The following is a 20,537-nucleotide window of genomic DNA, read 5'->3' on the forward strand; positions in this document are numbered from 1 at the left end:
CCTGTGCGTCAGCCCTGATCGCCACCGCCCACGGGCATGACCATGCCGGTGATATAGGACGCTTCGTCGCTGGCCAGAAACAGAATCGCCCCGGCCTGCTCATCCAGCGTGCCATAGCGCTTCATCAAACTGCTCTCAAGGGTTTGATCGACGATCTGCTGGTACCAGATTTTCTCTTGCGCGCTCTGCTCGGCACTGTTGCGCGGAATGACCCGTGGCGGCGCTTCGGTGCCGCCCGGCGCGGTGGCATTGACTCGCACGCCGCGCCCGGCGGTTTCGAATGCCAGGCACGCCGTCAGCGCATTCACCCCGCCTTTCGCCGCGCCATACGGCACGCGGTTGACGCTACGGGTCGCAATGGATGAAACGTTAACGATCGCTCCACTGCCCTGTTCCAGCATGAATGGCAGCGCGGCATGGCAGCACCACAGCGTCGGAAACAGCGAGCGGCGCACTTCGGCCTCGATCTGCGCGGCCTCGTAGTGCTCGAACGGCTTGGCCCAGATCGTGCCGCCCACGTTGTTGATCAGCACGTCGAGCCGACCAAAGCGCTCGACGGCGGTGTGCATCACCCGGTCGCATTCATCGTATTGCTCAAGGTCGGCAGTCAGGGCCAGGACCTGGCAGGTCTGTGACAGTGCCGTCTGCACCTCGAACACCAGATCGGAACGATCGACCAGGATCAACTTTGCGCCTTCGGCGGCCATACGTTCGGCAACCCGGCGCCCGATGCCCTGGGCAGCGCCAGTGATCAGCGCGACTTTTTCGTGAAATCTGTTCATGTGTACCCCATGACTAAGGATGCAGGTCAATGAAGAAGTGCCGGACGATACACAGTCCTGTGGGAGCGAGCCTGCTCACGATAGCCGGCTCACAGGCGACATCGATGTCGAATGTTCTGCCCTCATCGCGAGCAGGCTCGCTCCCACATGGGTTCTGTGTCGTGCACGGGATTTGCGCGCAACTTACGCCGCGCTGGCGGCGAATTTTTCGTAGTAGAAGTTCGCAGGCTTGATGCCCTGCTCGCCGATGTACTTGCTGACCCCTTCCACCATCGGCGGCGGGCCGCACAGGTAGACATCGACGTCGCCATCGTTCAAATGCTTCGGCTCGATGTGCTGGGTCACATAGCCCTTGAGCGGGTGCCGGCTGTCGGGACTGGCCACGCAGGCGCTGTAGCTGAAGTTCGGGATGCGCGCGGCGAAGGCTTCCAGGCGATCGAGCTCCACCAGGTCGAAATCGTGGGTCACGCCGTAGATCAAATGCAGCGGATGCTCACTGCCCTGCTCGGCGATTTTCTCCAGCATTGCAGTGAACGGCGCCAACCCGGTGCCGCCCGCCAGCAACAACAACGGCCGACGGATGTCGCGCAGGTAAAAACTGCCCAGGGGACCGGCCAGGCTCATGCTGTCGCCGGCCTTGGCCATGCCGGTGAGGAAGCTGCTCATCAGGCCGCCAGGTACGTTGCGAATCAGGAAACTGACTTCGCCGTCGCGCTGCAACGAGCTGAACGAATAGGCACGGGTTTGACCGCTGCCGGGAATTCCGATGTTCACGTATTGCCCCGGCAGGAACGCCAGCTTGTTCAAGGCCTCACCCTTGATCGACAGCGCGATGGTGCTGTCGGACAACTGGCGCACGGCACTGATGGTGGCGTCGTAGCTGGCTTGCTGGGTGCGGCAGACATCCGACGACACCGGCACCCGCACCACGCAATCGCTCTGGGCGCGCATCTGGCAGGTGAGGACAAAGCCCTGCTCGGCTTCATCGGCGCTGAGGGCGTCTTCGATGTACTCCTCGCCCAGGTCGTAGCGACCGGCCTCGGCAAAGCACTTGCAGGTGCCGCAGGCGCCGTCGCGGCAGTCCAGCGGAATGTTGATGCCCTGACGGTACGCGGCATCGGCCACGGTTTCGCCGGCATTGGCGTCGATAAACCGGGTGACGCCGTCTTCGAAGTTGAACGCAATGGAATGGGTCATGACGGCCGCCTCACAGGTGATAGACATCGATGACCTGACGAACGTAGTCGTTCTTCAGGATCACTTTCTTGGCCTTGATCAGCGGATTCTCACCGCGCACATCGAGGGTGTAGAAACTGCTGCCGAAATAGCTGTCGACGGTCTTGTAGCGAAAGCTCAGGGTGTGCCAGTTGAAGCGCACCTTGCACAGTCCGTCGGCCTGTTCGAGCAACTCGATGTTGCTGATGTTGTGCGAGGTACGGGTGTCCGGAATACTCGCACTGGAACGCTCGGTCTTGATGCGGAAGACGCGGTCTTCCAGGCCGGTGCGGTTGCCGTACCAGATCAGCGAGATTTCCCGCTGCGGGTCTTCGGTCAACTCATCGTTATCGTCCCACGACGGCATCCAGAATGTGGCGTCCGGCGCATACATCTCCAGCCACTCATCCCATTGCCGGTCGTCGAGGTAACGCGCTTCGCGGTAGAGAAAATCGCGCACGCTGTCATAGGTGATGGTCATTGCACGGTCTCCACGGCAATCAACTCGGACTGTTCGGCCGCCAGGGCCTTGAGCATGGTCTGCTGCCAATATTTGTGTTGCAGCACGAACAGGCCTTCGTCTTCGGTGCGCACACCGCTGAGCAGCGGATGCAGGTCGATTTCCTGGGCCGCCTCGTCGGCGCCCTCGATCCAGTGCTCGGCGCCGCGGGACATGTCGTTCCACGTCGTGACGCTGCCCTGGTAGCTGGTCTGGCAGGAACGGAACTCCTCCAGATCATCCGGTGTGGCCATGCCACTGACGTTGAAGAAATCCTCGTACTGACGAATCCGCTTCGAACGGGCGTCGTCGCTCTCACCTTTAGGGGCGATGCAGTAAATGGTGATCTCCGTGCGGTTGACCGAGATCGGCCGGGCAATACGGATCTGCGAACTGAACTGGTCCATCAGGTACACGTTCGGGTACAGGCACAGGTTGCGCGAGTTCTCGATCATCCAGTCGGCGCGAGCCTTGCCGAAGTCTTGGGCGAGCTCGTCGCGGCGCTCGTAAAGCGGGCGGTCTTCGGGGTTGGCCCAGCGGGTCCAGAGCAACATGTGGCCCTTGTCGAAGGAATAGAAACCACCGCCCTGCTTGGCCCAGCTGCCGGCGCTCATGGTCGGATTGGTGTCGCCGGCCTCGCGCTGCTTGCGCTGGTTCTGGGTGGCGGCGTAGTTCCAGTGCACTGAGCTGACGTGGTAACCGTCGGCGCCGTTTTCGGCGGTGAGTTTCCAGTTGCCTTCATAGATGTAGCTGGAGGAACCGCGCAGCACTTCCAGGCCATCGACGGACTGGTCGACGATCATGTCGATGATCTTCGCCGACTCGCCCAGGTGCTCCACCAACGGCACTACATCGGCCTTGAGGCTGCCGAACAGGAAACCGCGATAGGACTCGAAACGCGCGACTTTGGTCAGGTCATGGGAGCCTTCGCAGTTGAAGCTCGCCGGGTAGCCGGCGTTGGCCGGGTCCTTGACTTTGAGCAGCTTGCCGGAGTTGTTGAACGTCCAGCCGTGGAACGGGCAGGTATAGGAACTCTTGTTGCCGGACTTGTGCCGGCACAGGGTCGCGCCGCGATGACTGCAAGCGTTGATGAAGGCGTTGAGCACACCATCCTTGTTGCGCGCGATGAAGATCGACTGGCGCCCCATGGTGGTGGTGTAGAAATCGTTGATATTGGGAATCTGGCTTTCGTGGGCCAGGTACAGCCAGTTGCCTTCGAAGATGTGCTGCATCTCCAGATCGAACAGGCGCGGGTCGGTGAACATCTCGCGCTTGCAGCGATACAGGCCTTGGGCAGGGTCGTCTTCAAGCAGGGAGTGAATATATTCAGGTCGCAGGGTCATGGCCGCCGCCTCCGTTGTTATTGTTCAGGCAGGGTCATGCTAGGACGGAGGGATGTGACGGACTATCCGCGGGATGCAGACTTGTATCCGTTTTGTGCAAGGGGCTGGCGTTGTGTCATGCGCCATCGAAGGTGAATGTACGGGCCTCTTCGCGGGCAAGCCCGCTCCCACAGGCTTAGTGGCTGAACACAAGTTTTGCGTCCAACCGAAATCACTGTGGGAGCGAGCTGGCTCGCGATGGGTCCAGACCAGACAACATCAAGCCTGAAGGTTTCAGTGGCGGCGCTTGAGGGTGTCGGAGGGTAGCTCGCCGAACTGCTTGCGGTAGCTGTCGGAGAATCGACCAAGGTGCAGGAAACCGTAATCCATCGCCACTTCAGTGACGTTGCGCACGTTGCAGGTCGGGTCACTCAGACAGGCATTGATGCGTTCCAGGCGTTTCTGGCGGATGTAGTTTTTCGGTGTGAGCCCGGCATTGCGTTCAAACAGGCCATACAACGAACGCAGGCTCATGCTGGCCTGCCGCGCCAGTTCTTCGCTGTCGATGTCTTGCTTGAGGTTGCGCGCAATGTAATCGGCGATCACGTCGAAGGTGGCCGTCGGCGAACCGAGGCACTCGCGACTGACATTGGTCTTCATCAAGCTGAGCATCTTGCTGACGATGATCTGTGCGTAATGCTCCTGCACCCTGGGAATCTGCTCGGTGGCCTCGGCCTCCTGGCAAATCATCGCCAGCAAGTTGACGAAACCCTCCAGCTCATTGAGCTGATAGCGGTTCTCCAGAAAGCGCACGCCCTGCCCCGGATAACGCCAGCGCTGCTCTTCGCAGACCGACTCGAACAACCGGGTGGGGACTTTCAGAATGAATTTTTCGCAATCGGCCGAATACGTCAGATCGACCGGATCGTCGGGGTTGATCAGCAGCAATTCGCCGGGGGCGAAGTAATGTTCCTGGCCGTGCCCACGCCACAGGCAGTTGCCGCGCAGCAACACTTGCAGGTGGTAGATATCCTCCAGCGCACCTGAGGTCACCCGCACACTGCCACCGTAGCTGATGCGACACAGATCGAGGCTGGCGAATTTGCGATGGTCGAGACTGGCCAGCGGGCGGCCTGCCCGGGGCATGAGAATACAATGGTTGCCGACATGCTGATTGACGTAGCCAGACACCGCATGAGGGTCGGCGTGGTCGAACACTCTGCTGCGCTGACTCAACAGTTGCGCTTGCATCATCGGGTCACTCTGATTGTTATTATGGGTTGCATCACTTCATTCTAGAACCGAAACACCTGTAGGAGCGAGCTATCTCGCGATGGACTCGAGAACACTGCGTTTAGCCAGTAAACACGCGTTATCGTTAACAACCATCGCGAGCAATCGAGCGTCGACCGGCTGCTCCTACAGGGTTTTGTGATCAGTCTTCCAGAGCGCGGACCCGCTCGTGGCGCTGCTGCTCTTCTGGCTGGGCCGACGATTGCAGCGTGAAGTCGAACTCGATTTCCGCAAACCGACCGCTGACACCGTGGGCCGCTGCACGTGCCTGGTCATCACTGAAGGTGATTTTGGCGATCAACTCGTCACGGGTGGCGTAGGCGAAATCGTCATGCAGGTATTGATCGCCATCGAGGTTGATTTGGGTGGTCAGGTGACGATGGTCCGGCGCGGAAATGAAGAAGTGGATGTGCGCCGGGCGCTGACCGTGACGGCCCAGTTGATCGAGCAGTTGCTGGGTCGGACCGTCCGGTGGGCAGCCGTAACCCGACGGCACGATGCTGCGGAAACGGTAGCGGCCTTCGGCATCAGTGACGATACGGCGACGCAGGTTGAATTCCGATTGCGTGGTATCGAAGTACGAGTAGGTGCCGCCGGTGTTGGCGTGCCACACGTCCACCACGGCGCCGACCAGCGGTTCGCCAGCGGTGTTGAACACGCGACCTTGCATGAACAGCGTCACACCGGGATCGACGCCATCATCGAGGCGCGCTTCGCCTTGCGACAGCGGTGCGCCAGCCACGTACAACGGGCCCTCGATGGTGCGCGGCGTGCCGCCGGATTTGCCGGCCTGTTCGTCTTCGGCATCCATCAGCAGGTCGAGGTAATGCTCCAGGCCAAGCCCGGCCACCACCAGCCCGGCCTCTTGGCGCGCGCCCAGTACGTTGAGGTAGTTAACGGCTTTCCAGAATTCCTCCGGGGTCACGGCCAGGTCTTCGATGATGTTCACCGAATCACGCAGGATGCGGTACATCAGGGCCTTGACGCGTGGGTTGCCAGCATCATTGAACAGGCCGCTGGCCTCTTCGAGAAATTTCTGGACTTCGGCAGTATGGGAAATCTTGATGTTCATTTTGGTAGGTTCCTCATCTTGTAATTATTGGCGTTGCGAGCTGAACGGGCGGAGCTCAGCGGTCATCGTCACGGATGGAAGAAGGATGGCGGCACATCGCATCGATCTCGATGGCCATGTACGGGAACAACGGCAATTGCATGAGCAGGTCGTGTAGTTCCTGAACGCTGTCGACATCGAACACGCTGTAGTTCGCGTAGTGCCCGGCGATTCGCCACAGGTGACGCCACTTGCCTTGCTCTTGCAGGCGTTGGGCCAGGGCTTTCTCGTCAGCTTTCAGTCTGCTGGCTGCTTCCGGATTCATATCGACCGGCAGGTTCACGGTCATTTTTACGTGGAACAGCATAATGCTCTCCTCAGGCTTGATGGATGGCAGTGGATGTTTTGTCGCGACGGAAAAACGCCAGGCGTTCTTCATCCAGGCTCAGGCCCAGCCCCGGGGTTTTCGGTACATGCAACTCGAAATCGCGATAAACCAGCGGTTCGCTGAGGATGTCTTCGGTCAGCAGCAGCGGGCCGAACAGCTCGGTGTCCCACGCCAGTTTGTTCAAGGTAACAAAGGCATGGGCCGACGCCATCGTGCCGAGGCCACCTTCGAGCATCGTGCCGCCGTACAGGCCGATACCCGCCGCTTCGGCGATGGAGGCGGTACGCAGCACCGCACGCGGGCCACCGTTCTTGGCGATCTTCAGGGCGAACACCGAAGCCGCGCCTTCACGGGCCAGGTTAAATGCGTCTTCCACACACTCGATGGATTCGTCCGCCATGATCGGCGCCGGGCTCATGGCATTGAGGCGCACCATGCCGGCGCGATTGTTGCGCGAAATCGGCTGCTCGATCAGGTCAATGCCATTGGTGCCGAGAATCCGGCAGGCACGCAGTGCCACCGCTTCGTCCCAGGCCTGGTTGACGTCGACCCGCACGCTGGCGCGGTCGCCCAAGGCTTTCTTGATGGCAATCACGTGCGCCAGGTCCCGGTTGACTTCACCGGCACCGATTTTCAGTTTGAAGATGCGGTGGCGGCGCAGGTCGAGCATCTTTTCCGCTTCGGCGATGTCTTTCCCGGTGTCGCCACTGGCCAGGGTCCAGGCCACCGGCAGGGCGTCACGCACGCGACCGCCGAGCAGTTCGCTGACCGGCAGGCCGAGGCGCTTGCCCTGGGCGTCGAGCAACGCGGTTTCGATCCCGGATTTGGCGAAGGTGTTGCCACGGATGCTGCGCTCCAGGCGCAACATCGCGGCATTGACGTTGCCGCTGTCCTGGCCGATCAACAGTGGCGCGAAATGCGTGTCGATGTTGGTCTTGATGCTGTCCGGGCTTTCGTTGCCATAGGCCAGGCCACCGATGGTGGTGGATTCGCCGATGCCTTCGATGCCATCGGCGCACCGTACCCGAATGATCACCAGCGTCTGGTTCTGCATCGTATGCATCGCCAGCTTGTGCGGGCGGATGGTCGGCAAATCGACGATGATCGTCTCGATCGACTCAATGGCTGTTGCAAGCATTTCGATACCCGTCAGGTTCTTGAAGTTCTGGGATCGATTCTCGTACGGCTTTTTTCGTGAAGCCAATATAGAATTGGTCTGACTTGATACCTTAAAGGTATACAACCGATCGGCGACTGGAGGCTCCATGGAACTGCGTCACCTGCGTTACTTTCAGGTCTTGGCCCAAACCCTCAACTTCACCCGCGCCGCCGAGTTGCTACACATCGCCCAACCGCCCCTGAGCCGGCAGATCCAGCAGCTGGAAGATGAACTCGGCGTGATGCTGCTGGAACGCGGGCGACCGCTGAAGCTGACCGATGCCGGGCGGTTTTTCCATGAACACTCCACCGCGCTGCTGGAACAACTGAACAAGGTCTGCGACAACACGCGGCGGATCGGCCTGGGGGAAAAGACCTGGCTGGGCATCGGTTTTGCGCCGTCGACACTCTATGGCGTGTTGCCAGAACTGATTCGCCGCTTGCGCAGCGGTGAACCCCTTGAGCTGGAGCTCGGGCTGTCCGAGATGACCACCCTGCAACAGGTGCAGGCACTGAAGGCCGGGCGTATCGACATCGGCTTCGGTCGAATACGCATCGACGATCCGGCAATCATCCAGACCGTCCTCACCGAAGATCGCCTGGTCGCCGCCCTGCCCGCCGGCCACCCTTTGCTCGCCGGCCCCATCAGCCTGCGCGACCTGGCAAAAGAACCCTTCGTGCTGTACCCCGGCAATCCACGACCAAGCTACGCCGACCACGTGATTGCACTCTTCGAATCCTACGGCGTGAGGATCCATGTGGCGCAATGGACCAACGAACTGCAAACGGCGATCGGACTGGTAGGGGCCGGAATCGGCGTCACGCTGGTGCCCGCCTCGGTGCAACTGGTGCACCGCGACGACATCGGTTTCACCCCCTTACTGGAAGACAACGCGACCTCGCCGATCATTCTCAGCCGACGGGTGGGCGATGTGTCGCCGGGGTTGAACCACTGTCTGAGGATGATCGATGAGTTGTTGCCGCAAGGCTCATGAGGACCTGTGGCGAGGGAGCTCGCCACAGGTTCAGCGGTGGCCCGCGATCGGCTTTAACCGGCAAACGCCCGGCGCCCGGCCTTCATCTCGGTGCGCAACTCGCCAATGAAATCGGAAATGGCACGCACGCTGGTCAGCTGTTTGGTCGAGACACCGCTGATAAACAACTCCACTCGCCTGCTCGCGGGTTCGTAGATCTCGATACGCAGAAGACCGCCGTGCTCCGTGCACTTGCAGGCCAACGGCACAAAACCGGACTCGACAATATTGCAAAGGACTGAAATGGGAACCATGGCCGCTGCCTCGTACGGCGATTGATCGGATTGGATCCCACTCAGGATAGATGCACTTTGCCAATCCTGCGCCAGCAAAAAATGTTAGCTACCTCTCAATTCCGAGCACTTCTTCAATGGGCGTTCGCGCCCCAGATCCAGTTCCAGAAACCGGGCAACTCAACCGGCTGCGAACTGTCGCGCACGGTACGCGCCATCGCCGCCCGCTGCAGTGCGGCGGTGTCGTCGTAGAACGGCTGTTCTGCAGTTCTCACCCCCGTTGCCTGGGCGCTGTCGAGCAGGATTTGCAGGTACTCGCGGGTGTGCCGTGCGGTGTAGCGATTGAGATCGTGAAACGTCACCACCACCGGAATCACCCCATCGACCACCGGCAGCTCTCCCAGGGCGATGCGCTCGCGCACTTCGGACATCGAGCGCAGGAAGTGAGCGCGCCGGCGCGGGCTGGCATTAAAACCCCAGATCTTGCCGTCATTGGCACTCAAGTCGGTGAGCAACACATGCATGCCATGCTGCTGATAAGCGGCAAAGGTGCGTTTGTCGTAGTTCCAGAATGGCGGACGCACCAGCGTCGGGGAGGTGCCCGTGATCGCGGCGATGTCGGCGCTGCCATCGGTCAGTGCCTGTTCCAGCGCTTGCGGGTCGAGGGAACGATGGTTGGTGTGCGAAGGCGTAGCGGTATGAAAACCGAGAATGTGCCCGGCATCGCGCTCGTGGTGCATGACCGCGCGCCCTATATCGCTGCCGCCGGCCCTTGTAGCGCGGGTCTGCACGAAGAAAACGGCCTTGATGTCCGGTTGCAACGAATTGCGCGCCAGGCTATCGAGCACGGTTTCACTCGGGTTCCAGAAACTCGACGCGCTGGGACCGTCATCGAAGGTCAGCAGAAAACGGACGGGAGCTTGGGTGCGTAGCCGCTGTTCAGTCTGTGGCGTCATTTCAATAGGGGCGGCGATGCAACCCAGCAGACTGGCTGCCATGGCAATCGCCGATAAGACCTTGACCAACTGTTTCATGTTTTGCCTTGGGCCAGACCGTTTCGGTCACCACTTGATAGGGCAAAAATTCTTCACCCGTTCATCCTTCGCCGGCCCGCAGGTCGCTGCGGGCCGAGGTTGGATCAGGGTACACAGCGTTTGGTTCCGCCGCTGCCGGAAACAGGGGTTAGTGGTTAAAAGACTGCTGGAACGAGTCGTCGATGATCGGTGCGGTGGCCAATTCGTTCGGCAGCGCCTTGACCTTGAACAGGAAGTCCGCGGTGCTCTGCAAGTCCTTGGCGGCCTGGGCATCCACCGGGCCGACGGACATGTGCGCCTGGCGCAACCAATGCCGGGAAACGTCCTGATCGAGGTTGGCTTTCTTCGCCCAGAGGTCAGCGTATTCGTCGGTGTGGTTGTCGACCCAGGCTCGGGCCTTTTTCAGGCGCCCCAGAAAGTCAGCGATGGCTTCCCGCTTGCTGTCGATCGAAGGCGTCGACGCGGCGATGGCGCTCAGACCCGGCATCAGGTTCTTGGCCGTGAGGATCGGCCGGGCGCCGGAAAACAGGATTTGCTGGGAAATGTAGGGTTCCCAGACCGGGAAGGCATCGATGCTGCCCTGGGGCAATGCGGCGGCGGCATCGATCGGCATCAGTTTGATGAAGTCGACATAGTCTTCCGGCAAGTCGGCTTTTTCCAGCGCACGCAAGGTCAATTGCTGGCTCCAGGCACCGGGCCAGTAAGCGACTTTCTTGCCCTTGAGATCAGCGATGGTTTTTACCGGCGAATCCTTGGGCACCAGCAAGGCGATGGTGTCCGGGTTTTGCCGCGAGACACCGATCAGCTTGACCGGCGCCTGCTTGGCGGCAAGGAACAGGAACCCCGAATCGCCAAGAAAACCCAGGTCCAGCGCGCCGGTGCTCAACGCTTCCGCCAGCGGCGCGGCGGCCTGGAAGTGCTTCCAGTCAACGGTATACGGCGCGCCTTCCAGTACACCCGAGGCTTCCACCGAGGCGCGCACGTTGTAGTAGTTCTGATCGCCAATGTGCAGGACGACCGGCTCGGCGGCGTAGGCCAGTGGTGCGGCAAACAACGCGCTGGTCAACAGACCGCGCACGAATCGGGAGAGGTTCATCGGGGGCTCCTTGAAAGTGATTGCGCTAGACCATAACGCTCTTACAAGAAGCGTTTAAATTCTATTTATGCATAAGCTAATGACCCGCATTGCGTGGTGTTGGCTCAGCAACAGCAACTCAACAGAGTGTTTTCTGCCGTACATCCCGACTCCCCCACCTCAATGGCAAAGCCCTGATAAAGCGCGACTTCGAAAACATGGCACAGAGCCTGCAATATTCCTTTTATGCAGGATGCACTCGAATAAATTATTTTTTTGGATATAAGAATCTCGCCAGGAGCCGCTACATGAAATCGATCGCCCGTTTTCCCGCCATCCGGTCTCTGCTGAGCGCCTGCGCCCTGGCCCTGAGCCTGCAACCCACGGCCCAGGCAGCTGAAGCACCGCCAGCCGAAGTGCACCTGGACTACGCCTATTACTCACCCGTCAGCCTGGTGCTCAAGCATTTCGGTTTTCTGGAGAAAGCCCTGCCGCAGACCAAGGTCAGCTGGGTGCTGAGCCAGGGCAGTAACCGCTCACTGGAATACCTCAACAGCGGCGGCGTCGACTTCGCCTCCTCTGCCAGCCTCGCCGCCGTGCTCAGTCGCGCCAATGGCAGTCCGATCAAATCGGTTTACGTCTATAGCCGCGCCGAGTGGACTGCGCTGGTGGTGCGCAAGGATTCACCGTACACAACCGTGGCCGACCTCAAAGGCAAGAAAATCGCCGCCACCAAAGGCACCGACCCTTACCTGTTCACCCTGCGCAGCCTGCAACAAGCCGGCCTGAACAAAGACGATGTGGAACTGGTGCACTTGCAGCACCCGGACGGTCGCGCCGCACTGGAAAAAGGTGATGTCGACGCCTGGGCCGGGCTCGATCCGCACATGGCCGCCAGCCAGGTCCAGGCCGGCTCGCGCCTGCTGTACCGCAACACTGACTTCAACAGCTATGGCGTGGTCAGCGTCACTGACCGTTATGCCAACGAGCATCCACACACCATCGACACCGTGCTCAAGGCGTACGAACAGGCTCGGGAATGGGCGGTAAAAAATCCTGAAGAGCTGGCGAAACTGCTCGCCACCGAATCCGGGCTGCCGCTGGAAGTGGCCAGGCTGCAACTGTCGCGCACCGACCTGAGCAACCCGCAACTGACCGCCAAGGACGTGCTCGCCTCCAAGGCCGCCGCGCCGATTCTGGTCTCCGAAGAACTTGTGCGGCGCGGGGTGAATGTCGATCAAGTCATCGACCAACTGATCGACACCGGCTTCAAAGAAACCGTCGCTCGCCAGTAAATACCTGCCAACGGTCAAGACTGAATCCGCGCCCGCCGCGGATTCGTCATCACCGGAGAATCCCATGTCCAGCAAAACCAAAAACCTGCCAGCCCACTTGGCATTGCCTGCTCCGCGTCGGCTGAACAATGCCTGGCGCCTGCGCCTCAAGGCGCTGGCGCTGCCGGCGCTGATCATCCTCGTGCTGGAAATCGTCGTACGTGTCGGTTGGCTGCCGTCCTACCAGATGCCGGCGCCGAGCGACATTGCCCTGACCTTGAGGGATCTGGCCGAGGGTGCCTTGTGGAAGCACATCAGCGCCAGCCTGTTGCGCGTCTTGCTCGGTTTCGCCATCGGCGCCAGCCTGGCCCTGGTATTCGCTGCCTGGGTCGGGCTGAGCCGGGAAGCCGAAGCCTGGCTGGAACCGACATTCGCCGGCCTGCGTTCGATTCCCAGCCTGGCCTGGGTACCGTTGTTGTTGCTGTGGCTGGGGATCGACGAGACTTCGAAAATTGTCCTGATTGCCATCGGCGCGTTCTTTCCGGTGTACCTCAATGGCGTCGCGGCGATCCGCAATATCGACCGCAAACTGGTGGAGGTCGGGCAGATGTACGGTTTCAGCCACCGCCGACTGGTGCAGCGGATTCTGCTGCCCGCCGCCCTGCCCGGCCTGTTCACCGGGCTGCGCAGCGGCATGAGTCTGGCGTGGATGTTTCTGGTGGCCGCCGAGTTGATCGCGGCAACCAAAGGCCTGGGTTATTTGCTCAGTGACGGCCGCGAGACTTCCCGCCCGGACATCGTTCTGGCGGCAATCATTGTACTGGCGCTGCTGGGCAAGCTCAGCGACGGCCTGCTGGCCAGCCTGGAGAAACGTTTCCTGGCCTGGCGCGACACTTTCAACGGCCACAGCGCAGAGGATTGAGCCATGACCGAACACTTGCTGGATATTCGCGTCGAGCGCAAAACCTTCGCCGCCACCACCGTGCTCAACAACATCCACTTGCAGTTGCTGCCTCGGGAAACCGTCAGCCTGCTCGGTCCCAGCGGTTGCGGCAAAAGCACCTTGTTGCGGATCGTCGCCGGACTGGAGAAAGACTTCCAAGGCGAACTGCGCAGCCGCGCCGGTGAGGTCGCGTTCGTGTTCCAGGAACCACGCCTGATGCCCTGGCTGACGGTTGAACAGAACATCGGTTTCAGCGCCGACAACCATTACGACAAGGCCTGGGTCGCGCAGTTGATCGAGGAAGTCGGCCTCGGTGGCTTTGCCCAGACCCTGCCCAAGGCCCTTTCCGGCGGCATGGCGCAACGGGTGGCCATCGCCCGAGGCCTCTATTCGCGACCGCAAGTGTTGCTGCTCGACGAACCTTTCAGCGCGGTAGACGCCTTTACCCGCATGAAGCTGCAGGACTTGCTGCTACAACTGGCCGAGCGCCACGCCATCGCCTTGCTGTTGGTGACCCATGATGTCGATGAAGCGCTGTACCTCAGTGATCGCGTGTTGGTCATGGACAATCGCCCCAGCAGCATTCGCCAGGAGCTGGCGGTAGAACTGGCGCATCCCCGTGACCGCCGGGACCCGCTGCTGGCGCAACTCAAAGCGTTGTCGTTGACCGAGTTGCAGCGGGCGCATGTGATCTGAACCTGCATGCCAAATCCTGAAGGCGCCTGGCGCCTGCAGGAAGCAACTATGCTGAACACTCCAATCCGGAGGGTTCGGTCGATGTGCGGAAGGCTGTCGCAGTATCGAGGCATCCACGATTTCGTCGCGGCGCTGAGCATTCCCGACGCGATGATCAATCACGTTGGCGATGAACCCTTGGCGCGCTACAACGCTGCGCCCACCACGCAACTTGCATTGCTGCATCTGGAGAACGACGGCTTGCATGCTGACTCACAGCGCTGGGGCTGGCGCCCGCACTGGGCGAAGGATCGCGCGCCACCGATCAATGCGCGGGTCGAGAAAGTCGCCCATGGCCCGTTTTTTCGGGCGATCTGGCCGCACCGGGCAATCTGCCCGATAGACAACTGGTTCGAATGGGTGGACGCCGGCGATGGCACCCGGCAACCCTGGCTGATCCGACGGCGCGACCGGGGACCGATCTACTGCGCGGCAATCGGACAGTTCCCCGTTGGCGGCGCCGCGCCTCGGGACGATGACGGTTTTGTCATCATCACCGCCGACAGCGCCGGCGGCTTGCTGGACATTCACGACCGCCGCCCCGTCGTGCTGTCGGCCGAACTGGCGCGGGAATGGCTGGACCCGGCCACCCCAAAAGAGCGCGCCGAGCAGCTGGTACTTTTGCAGGGTGAAGGCAGCGATGCATTTCAATGGCACAGGGTGAGCAAAGCGGTTGGCAACGTCAGAAACCAGGCAGCCACCTTGATTGATGAAGTCACTTGAACCTGTCATTCCTCATGTCTGTCCGATGGGGATGCAGATCTCTCTGAATCCTCTTCTCGACTATCGCGTCCAGCCCAACATTGGCTTCGGAGGACCCCATGAGCGAGCTCGTCCCTTATGCCGTGCATTACCTACTCGACGGTGTGCGACAGCACTTCTTCAAGATGGCGGTAAAATTTTCGGAGGTCGACGCCATTCATTCGGCCTCCGTCCATGCATTTCCCCAGCACGACTTGCAAATGGCCACCTATTCATCCCTGGAAGCGGCGCGTATCAAGGCAAGGCAGTTGGGGATCACCCAGATTCGCTGGAATGAAGCGGTCTGACAGAATTGAAAAGCCCCGTTCGACGACGTAATGCTGTTCACTTAAGTGGAGCAGCCTTACGGTCTACTGGAAATCGGGTTTTTGAGATCTTCACCGTCCTTGGCCTCGAAGGCCTTGGACGGTGATCCAGAAACAATCCTCCAATACCTGCCCTTAACTCTGCCAAGCGTCTCCCTGTGGCTGAAATCGGGTTGGCCGCTGCCATCACAATCAATTGCACCGCGATGTACTGACAAGCCGGTTTGAAACGGATGTCCGAGGGCGCTCGGCCAAACGCCACCGCTGCCTGACTGGCTTCCCGACGAATTACGTTGTAAGCCAGCAAAAGTCCCCATACCTCCTGATAAATCAGCTCGACTTTTTTGCTGCGCAAGGTCATGGCGTTCTGTTGCATCGAACTCTTGATGTCTCTGAAGCCCAGCTCGATCTCCCAGCGTTCCTGATAAAGCTTGGCCACGGCTTTGGCGTTGTAGGTGTCAACCGGCAAGGACGTCATGACGGTCTTCACCTTGCCTTGAATTTCATAGCTGACTTCACGTACCTCCCAGTGCGATGGAAGGGCCGGATTTCGCTTTCTGGCCTGCGGCGAGACTTTCATGCGCACCAAACGATCATGCTGGCTGTAGCGGCTCACTTCTTCGCAGACCAGTCCTTTTTTTGCCGGGATCAACCAGTGACGGTTGCTACCCGCGCTGCTCAGACTCGACAGCAGCTCGGCGCCCCAGAACCCTTTGTCGAACAGCGTCACCGAGTGGTCGGGAATCTGCTGCAAAAACTCGTCGGCCAAGCGCATTTCACTGCGTCGGTAAGGGCTCAATTGCGCATCCAGGATCACATGCGAACGCACATTCATCAGCGCCACCAGGCGCAGCATGGGAAACGGTGTCTGGCGCTCACTCGGAGTATTTCCCGACCCGAAGTGGTCCCGAAGCTCGGGCGTATCCGGGGTGCGTAAAAGTGCACCGTCCACCGCGAATACCTGCAGGTCGTGCCAGGCATCATCGTCGTAGCGCTCTGCCCCCCATTGAGTACCGGTCTTGCGAAACAGCCACTCAACAGGATCGGCACCGAGCCGCTTTCGCGCCTCGGTCACACCGCTGCGGGCCAACAAGTGGTCAGAAGCCAGACCTTGGGCGCAGATATTCAGGCGTCTGGCCACTTCGTGAACGGGCTCATCTCGAAATAGCGCCATCCCCAAGACCAACCAAAGCACTTGATCAGCGGGCAGACGACGCCGGCGAATGGTCGCCTGACTCGACAAATCCAGTGCAGACGCTACCCATTCAAGGGGAATGTTTTGAGTAAAAGTGCTCAGGTCGCAGAAGTTGAAAAGGTCGCCGAGGTCGAGCAGGTCCTGTTGAACAGACATAAAAAATCCGATGCCAGAGGTCTGGCATCGGATTTTCGATGAAGTCCGGTTGGGACTCAAATGCTTAAGTGAACAGCATTACGTTCGACGACGGGGCTTATTTGTACGCGGCCCGGTCAGGGCTTCAATGGCCTCTCCATATCGCGCTCCGACAGCTCCCGGCTGTCGTCACGTTTCCATGTCTGCTGCGAGTGCTTCTGCTGTTCCAGCTCTTCTTCCGTTGGTTCATCCGTGTCGTCGTCAAGGTCCGGACGCTTGGGGTCAGTGGTCATGTTCACCTCTCTTCCTGAAGGGATCGGTCATCAATCTTAAGCGTAGAACAATTTCCCGTGCCCGGCTCACAGCCACCCTCGCAGCAAAAAGAAGAAGCCCATGCTCAACAGCATGCTGAGCAAGGTGTTGCGGGTGTACAGCACCAGGCCGATGGCCACCAGCGAGCTGATCAGGTAAGGGTTGTCCCAATGCAGATTCAGCTGCTTTTCAGGCATGAACACAATCGGCCCGCAGATCGCGGTCAACATGCCCGGCACGGCAAAGCCCAGGAACTGTCGGGCATTGCTGCTCAAGCGCACCGGCAGGCGCGGTTCCAGAAACACATAGCGGTTGAGGAACACCAACATCCCCATTCCAATAATCACTGCCCAGACCATCATGTGCGTCCACCGTAGAATTTATTGCAGATAAAACCGGCGGTCATGCCCGCCAACCCCGACAACACCAGCGCCGAGCCCCATTGCCAGTAACTGAACAGCACCGAACAGAACAGCGACACCGCGACGCACACCACCGTCGGCACATTGCGCACCACCGGGGTGATCAGGGCGATGAAGGTGGCGGCGATGGAGAAGTCCAGCCCCAGGTGCTCAAGGCCCGGAATGCTGCTGCCGAGCACGATACCGGCCAGGGTAAAGAGGTTCCAGGCGACGTAGAACGTCAAGCCGACCCCGAGGGCGTACCAGCGGTTGAACTGTTGCTTGTCATGTTGACTGGTCAGGGCGAACAACTCATCGGTGAGCAGAAAGCCCAATCCTGCCCGCCAGCGACCCGGAAGCGGCGAAATCACCGAACGCAGGCTCATTCCATAAAGCAGGTGTTGGGAGGTCAGCAAGAGCGTGGTCAGCAGGATCGAAAAGATCCCGGCGCCGCCCTTGAGCATGCCGATGGCCACCAATTGCGCGGCGCCGGCAAACACGATGCTCGACAAACCCTGGCCTTGCAGGGGGGTGAGGTTGGCTTCGATGGCCATGGAGCCGGCCAGCAACCCCCAGGGTGCGGTGGCCAGGGACAGCGGCATGATCGCCGCGGCGCCGCGAAGGAACGCACTGCGCGGCATGAGTGAATTGGACATAACGCTCTACAACCAGTGAAGGACGGCAAACTGTGCCAGTACTGGCCGACGTTGGCTTGAACTATCTTGCGCATATTGCCATTCATCGGCTGCCTGCTTGCGTCGGCTCAATAGTAGCAACATGATGGCGCTGCATTTTTCCCCTCGAGGTGCGGCCGTTCATGTATTCAGTCGAAACCGACAGCGACGTTTACAAAACCCTGCTTGAGTCGACCAAGGCAATCCCCTGGCGAATCGACTGGAAGACCATGACCTTCAGCTACATCGGGCCGCAGATCGAAAGCCTGCTGGGCTGGAAGCAGGACAGCTGGGGCGGCGTCAATGACTGGGTCGAACGCATGCACCCGGACGATCGCGCCTATGTGGTGGAGTTCTGCGTCTCGCAATCCCGTGCCGGCGTCGATCATGAAGCGGATTACCGGGCACTGACCCGCAACGGTGAATACGTGTGGATTCGCGATGTGGTGCACGTGGTGCGCAAGGACGGCGAGGTCGAGGCGCTGGTCGGGTTCATGTTCGACATCAGTGAACGCAAGAAAACCGAAGAGCACCTGCTACGCCTGCAAAAACAGCTCGAAGAGTATTCCTTCCAGGATGGGCTGACGGGCATTGCCAACCGGCGCATGTTCGACACCGTGCTGGAACGGGAATGGAGCAGTGCCCAGCGAAGCGGCGCGCCGCTGTCGGTGATCGTGCTGGATATCGATTATTTCAAGCAGTACAACGACCATTACGGCCACATCAAGGGTGACGAATGCCTGCGCCGCGTGGCGCGCACGCTGTCGCTGGCGGCGAATCGACCACGGGATTTCATCGCCCGGATCGGCGGTGAAGAATTCGTCTGGCTGCTGCCGGAAACCGATGCCGAATCCGCCCGATTGGTGGCCAACAAGTGCCTGCACCTGATTCGCCAGCAGCAGATTCCCCACGAATTTTCCGCGGTATCGCCGCAGCTCAGCCTGAGCCTGGGGGTCGGTACCACCCACGCAACGCAGCACACCACGGCACTGGTGTTCGTCGAGCAGGTCGACAAATTGCTCTATCAGGCCAAGCGCAACGGACGCATGCGCGCAGCGTTCGCAGATTTTCGTGATTGACAAACCCGGCGCCGCCTTTTAAAACTGAGCGCCTCAATCAGGGTGTAAGCAAACATGTCCGCAACCTTCAACCTCAACATTGACGTCATTGGCTTGAATGCCAAGGCGCAAGGTTGCGTTGCGCACGCCCTCAAATCGAAGAAACAGTCGCTCATGTGACCGGGGCGCGCTGTCCCGTCAGATGAGCTGACAGGACATTGAGCGCGACGGACCACCCTCCCCTTGCTTGCTTCCTACTACGCTTCTGACGGTGACGAAATCGGTCTAACCTTCAGGAGTCATCGCATGTCATCGTTTCAAGGTATCTGGGTTCCACTCGTCACGCCGTTCCAAAACGGTGCCATCGATTTCGTCGCTTTGCGCCGACTGGTCGGCCACCTGCTGGAAAAAGGCGTCGATGGCCTGATTGTCTGTGGCACCACCGGCGAACCGGCGGCCATGAGCAAACAGGAGCAACTGGCGGTGCTCGATACCGTGCTCGAGCAAGTACCGGCCCATCGCGTGGTCATGGGCCTGGCCGGCAACAACCTGAGCGAGTTGCTGCAGTTCCAGCGTGAGATCCTGAAGCGTCCGGTGGCCGGTTTGCTGGTGCCGCCGCCGTACTACATCCGCCCGTCCCAGGCGGGGCTCGAAGCGTTTTTCCAGACCGTCGCCGATGCTTCCAGCGTGCCGCTGATTCTCTACGACATCCCTTACCGCACCGGCGTGACGTTCGAACAGGCGACCCTGCTCAACATCGTCGCCCACGAGCGCATCGTCGCGATCAAGGACTGCGGCGGCAACCTGACCCATACCCTCGCGCTGCTGTCCAGTGGTCTGGTTGATGTGCTGTGCGGCGAAGACAACCAGATTTTCAGCGCCCTGTGCCTGGGTGCCAAAGGGGCCATCGCGGCGTCGGCGCACGTTCATCCGGAACTGTTCGTCCAGCTGTATCAACAGATACGCGACAACCAATTGGCCGCCGGGCGTGTGACCTTCTTCCAGTTGCTGCCACTGATCCAGAGCCTGTTCATCGAGCCCAATCCCGCCCCGGTGAAAACCGCCCTGGCCCTTGAAGGCTTGATCGAGGATGAACTGCGCGCGCCGATGCAACGCAGCAGCGAGGCCATGGTGACGCGATTGAAGGAGGTGCTCGACGCGCTGGCGCACGACAATCGATAGAGCACCCGCTACCCGCCCGAGTACCATGGAACGATTCGCCTGATGCGTCCGGGAGTCGACATGCTCTACCGAATCGCCGCCGACGGGCTGGTACTGTTTCATCTGTCGTTCATTCTGTTCGTCGTGTTCGGCGGGCTGCTGGTGCTCAAATGGCGCTGCCTGGTCTGGTGGCACCTGCCCGCCGCGCTATGGGGTATGGCGGTGGAGTTCTTCCACCTGCCCTGCCCGCTCACCGACTGGGAAAACCGGCTGCGCCATGCCGCCGGGCAAAGCGGCTATGGCGCTGGTTTCATCGAACATTACGTCTGGCCGGTCATTTATCCGGCCGGTCTGACACCGGGCATACAACTGGGTTTGGGCAGCGTAGTGCTGCTGATCAACGGGCTTGTCTATCTTCGATTGTTCCGCCAGTGGCAATTACGCCGGACGCCCTGAGTCACCGGGTGTGGACGGCCGAAGGAGGCGATCTTGCGGACG

The 20,537-nt window shown here is 60.2% G+C and carries 24 protein-coding genes; 9 read left to right on the forward strand and 15 right to left on the reverse strand.

Annotated features, from left to right (window positions below; genetic code table 11):
- Positions 1-8: 8 nt before the first annotated feature.
- The 8 genes from BLV61_RS03030 to BLV61_RS03065 all read right to left on the reverse strand — a co-directional run bounded on the left by BLV61_RS03030 (position 9) and on the right by BLV61_RS03065 (position 7,688).
- Complete coding sequence (locus BLV61_RS03030; RefSeq protein ID WP_047529936.1) at positions 9-782, reverse strand: 1,6-dihydroxycyclohexa-2,4-diene-1-carboxylate dehydrogenase; 774 nt, start codon at positions 780-782, stop codon at positions 9-11.
- A gap of 183 nt (positions 783-965) precedes the next feature.
- A complete protein-coding gene (benC, locus tag BLV61_RS03035) occupies positions 966-1,979 on the reverse strand; it encodes a benzoate 1,2-dioxygenase electron transfer component BenC (protein WP_090462426.1) in 1,014 nt (337 codons plus the stop codon).
- A gap of 10 nt (positions 1,980-1,989) precedes the next feature.
- On the reverse strand, positions 1,990-2,478 hold the full coding sequence (gene benB, locus BLV61_RS03040) for a benzoate 1,2-dioxygenase small subunit (protein ID WP_047529940.1): 489 nt from the start codon (positions 2,476-2,478) through the stop codon (positions 1,990-1,992).
- Positions 2,475-3,839, reverse strand: coding sequence for a benzoate 1,2-dioxygenase large subunit (gene benA, locus BLV61_RS03045; RefSeq protein ID WP_090462428.1), 1,365 nt, complete (start codon positions 3,837-3,839; stop codon positions 2,475-2,477). The genes benB and benA overlap by 4 nt, the downstream gene beginning before the upstream one ends.
- A 273-nt stretch (positions 3,840-4,112) precedes the next feature.
- Entirely contained in the window at positions 4,113-5,072 is a 960-nt protein-coding gene (locus BLV61_RS03050; protein WP_047529944.1) for an AraC family transcriptional regulator, read from the reverse strand.
- 181 nt (positions 5,073-5,253) lie between these two features.
- Positions 5,254-6,183 (reverse strand): catechol 1,2-dioxygenase, encoded by a 930-nt coding sequence (gene catA / locus BLV61_RS03055; RefSeq protein ID WP_047529947.1) that lies wholly within the window; start codon positions 6,181-6,183, stop codon positions 5,254-5,256.
- 55 nt (positions 6,184-6,238) lie between these two features.
- The gene (gene catC / locus BLV61_RS03060; protein ID WP_047529949.1) at positions 6,239-6,529 is read right to left on the reverse strand and encodes a muconolactone Delta-isomerase; all 291 of its coding nucleotides are present in this window, start codon (positions 6,527-6,529) and stop codon (positions 6,239-6,241) included.
- A gap of 10 nt (positions 6,530-6,539) precedes the next feature.
- Positions 6,540-7,688 carry a muconate cycloisomerase family protein gene (locus BLV61_RS03065; protein WP_161793932.1) on the reverse strand — a complete coding sequence of 383 codons (1,149 nt, stop codon included), beginning with the start codon at positions 7,686-7,688 and terminating at the stop codon, positions 6,540-6,542.
- Positions 7,689-7,815: 127 nt separating this feature from the next.
- Here BLV61_RS03065 and BLV61_RS03070 point away from each other — a divergent pair, with 127 nt between their 5' ends.
- Complete coding sequence (locus BLV61_RS03070) at positions 7,816-8,703, forward strand: LysR family transcriptional regulator (protein ID WP_047529951.1); 888 nt, start codon at positions 7,816-7,818, stop codon at positions 8,701-8,703.
- A 53-nt stretch (positions 8,704-8,756) separates the two neighbouring features.
- Here BLV61_RS03070 and BLV61_RS03075 read toward each other — a convergent pair whose 3' ends face one another.
- From BLV61_RS03075 to BLV61_RS03085, 3 genes are all read right to left on the reverse strand, one after another.
- Positions 8,757-8,996: a DUF1652 domain-containing protein gene (locus BLV61_RS03075; RefSeq protein WP_090462430.1), complete on the reverse strand. Its 240-nt coding sequence runs from the start codon at positions 8,994-8,996 to the stop codon at positions 8,757-8,759.
- A gap of 113 nt (positions 8,997-9,109) precedes the next feature.
- Positions 9,110-10,009 (reverse strand): polysaccharide deacetylase family protein, encoded by a 900-nt coding sequence (locus BLV61_RS03080; protein ID WP_090462432.1) that lies wholly within the window; start codon positions 10,007-10,009, stop codon positions 9,110-9,112.
- A gap of 148 nt (positions 10,010-10,157) precedes the next feature.
- Positions 10,158-11,105, reverse strand: a complete 948-nt coding sequence (locus BLV61_RS03085; RefSeq protein WP_090462434.1) for an ABC transporter substrate-binding protein — start codon at positions 11,103-11,105, stop codon at positions 10,158-10,160.
- A 287-nt stretch (positions 11,106-11,392) separates the two neighbouring features.
- Here BLV61_RS03085 and BLV61_RS03090 point away from each other — a divergent pair, with 287 nt between their 5' ends.
- The 5 genes from BLV61_RS03090 to BLV61_RS03110 all read left to right on the forward strand — a co-directional run bounded on the left by BLV61_RS03090 (position 11,393) and on the right by BLV61_RS03110 (position 15,085).
- Positions 11,393-12,379, forward strand: coding sequence for an aliphatic sulfonate ABC transporter substrate-binding protein (locus BLV61_RS03090; RefSeq protein ID WP_047529956.1), 987 nt, complete (start codon positions 11,393-11,395; stop codon positions 12,377-12,379).
- 64 nt (positions 12,380-12,443) lie between these two features.
- The gene (locus BLV61_RS03095) at positions 12,444-13,280 is read left to right on the forward strand and encodes an ABC transporter permease (RefSeq protein WP_047529958.1); all 837 of its coding nucleotides are present in this window, start codon (positions 12,444-12,446) and stop codon (positions 13,278-13,280) included.
- A gap of 3 nt (positions 13,281-13,283) precedes the next feature.
- On the forward strand, positions 13,284-13,997 hold the full coding sequence (locus BLV61_RS03100; RefSeq protein WP_047529960.1) for an ABC transporter ATP-binding protein: 714 nt from the start codon (positions 13,284-13,286) through the stop codon (positions 13,995-13,997).
- 81 nt (positions 13,998-14,078) lie between these two features.
- Positions 14,079-14,759, forward strand: coding sequence for an SOS response-associated peptidase family protein (locus BLV61_RS03105; RefSeq protein WP_090462436.1), 681 nt, complete (start codon positions 14,079-14,081; stop codon positions 14,757-14,759).
- A gap of 98 nt (positions 14,760-14,857) precedes the next feature.
- A complete protein-coding gene (locus tag BLV61_RS03110; RefSeq protein ID WP_090462438.1) occupies positions 14,858-15,085 on the forward strand; it encodes a DUF6555 family protein in 228 nt (75 codons plus the stop codon).
- 37 nt (positions 15,086-15,122) lie between these two features.
- On the opposite strand, the gene BLV61_RS03115 is transcribed toward BLV61_RS03110, so the two are convergent.
- From BLV61_RS03115 to BLV61_RS03125, 4 genes are all read right to left on the reverse strand, one after another.
- Positions 15,123-16,454, reverse strand: coding sequence for an IS4 family transposase (locus BLV61_RS03115; protein ID WP_090462439.1), 1,332 nt, complete (start codon positions 16,452-16,454; stop codon positions 15,123-15,125).
- A gap of 116 nt (positions 16,455-16,570) precedes the next feature.
- The gene (locus BLV61_RS31250) at positions 16,571-16,726 is read right to left on the reverse strand and encodes a hypothetical protein (protein WP_167361776.1); all 156 of its coding nucleotides are present in this window, start codon (positions 16,724-16,726) and stop codon (positions 16,571-16,573) included.
- A gap of 66 nt (positions 16,727-16,792) precedes the next feature.
- Entirely contained in the window at positions 16,793-17,104 is a 312-nt protein-coding gene (locus BLV61_RS03120; protein ID WP_167361827.1) for an AzlD domain-containing protein, read from the reverse strand.
- Positions 17,104-17,802 carry an AzlC family ABC transporter permease gene (locus BLV61_RS03125; protein WP_047529967.1) on the reverse strand — a complete coding sequence of 233 codons (699 nt, stop codon included), beginning with the start codon at positions 17,800-17,802 and terminating at the stop codon, positions 17,104-17,106. The genes BLV61_RS03120 and BLV61_RS03125 overlap by 1 nt, the downstream gene beginning before the upstream one ends.
- A gap of 161 nt (positions 17,803-17,963) precedes the next feature.
- Here BLV61_RS03125 and BLV61_RS03130 point away from each other — a divergent pair, with 161 nt between their 5' ends.
- The 3 genes from BLV61_RS03130 to BLV61_RS03140 all read left to right on the forward strand — a co-directional run bounded on the left by BLV61_RS03130 (position 17,964) and on the right by BLV61_RS03140 (position 20,495).
- Entirely contained in the window at positions 17,964-18,899 is a 936-nt protein-coding gene (locus tag BLV61_RS03130; RefSeq protein WP_090462442.1) for a sensor domain-containing diguanylate cyclase, read from the forward strand.
- Positions 18,900-19,184: 285 nt separating this feature from the next.
- Entirely contained in the window at positions 19,185-20,060 is an 876-nt protein-coding gene (gene dapA, locus BLV61_RS03135) for a 4-hydroxy-tetrahydrodipicolinate synthase (RefSeq protein ID WP_090462444.1), read from the forward strand.
- 60 nt (positions 20,061-20,120) lie between these two features.
- Positions 20,121-20,495: a DUF2784 domain-containing protein gene (locus BLV61_RS03140; protein ID WP_047538783.1), complete on the forward strand. Its 375-nt coding sequence runs from the start codon at positions 20,121-20,123 to the stop codon at positions 20,493-20,495.
- The last annotated feature ends 42 nt before the right edge of the window (positions 20,496-20,537 follow it).

The organism is Pseudomonas mohnii (genome assembly GCF_900105115.1).
In the GTDB taxonomy this organism is placed as follows: Bacteria; Pseudomonadota; Gammaproteobacteria; order Pseudomonadales; family Pseudomonadaceae; genus Aquipseudomonas; species Aquipseudomonas mohnii.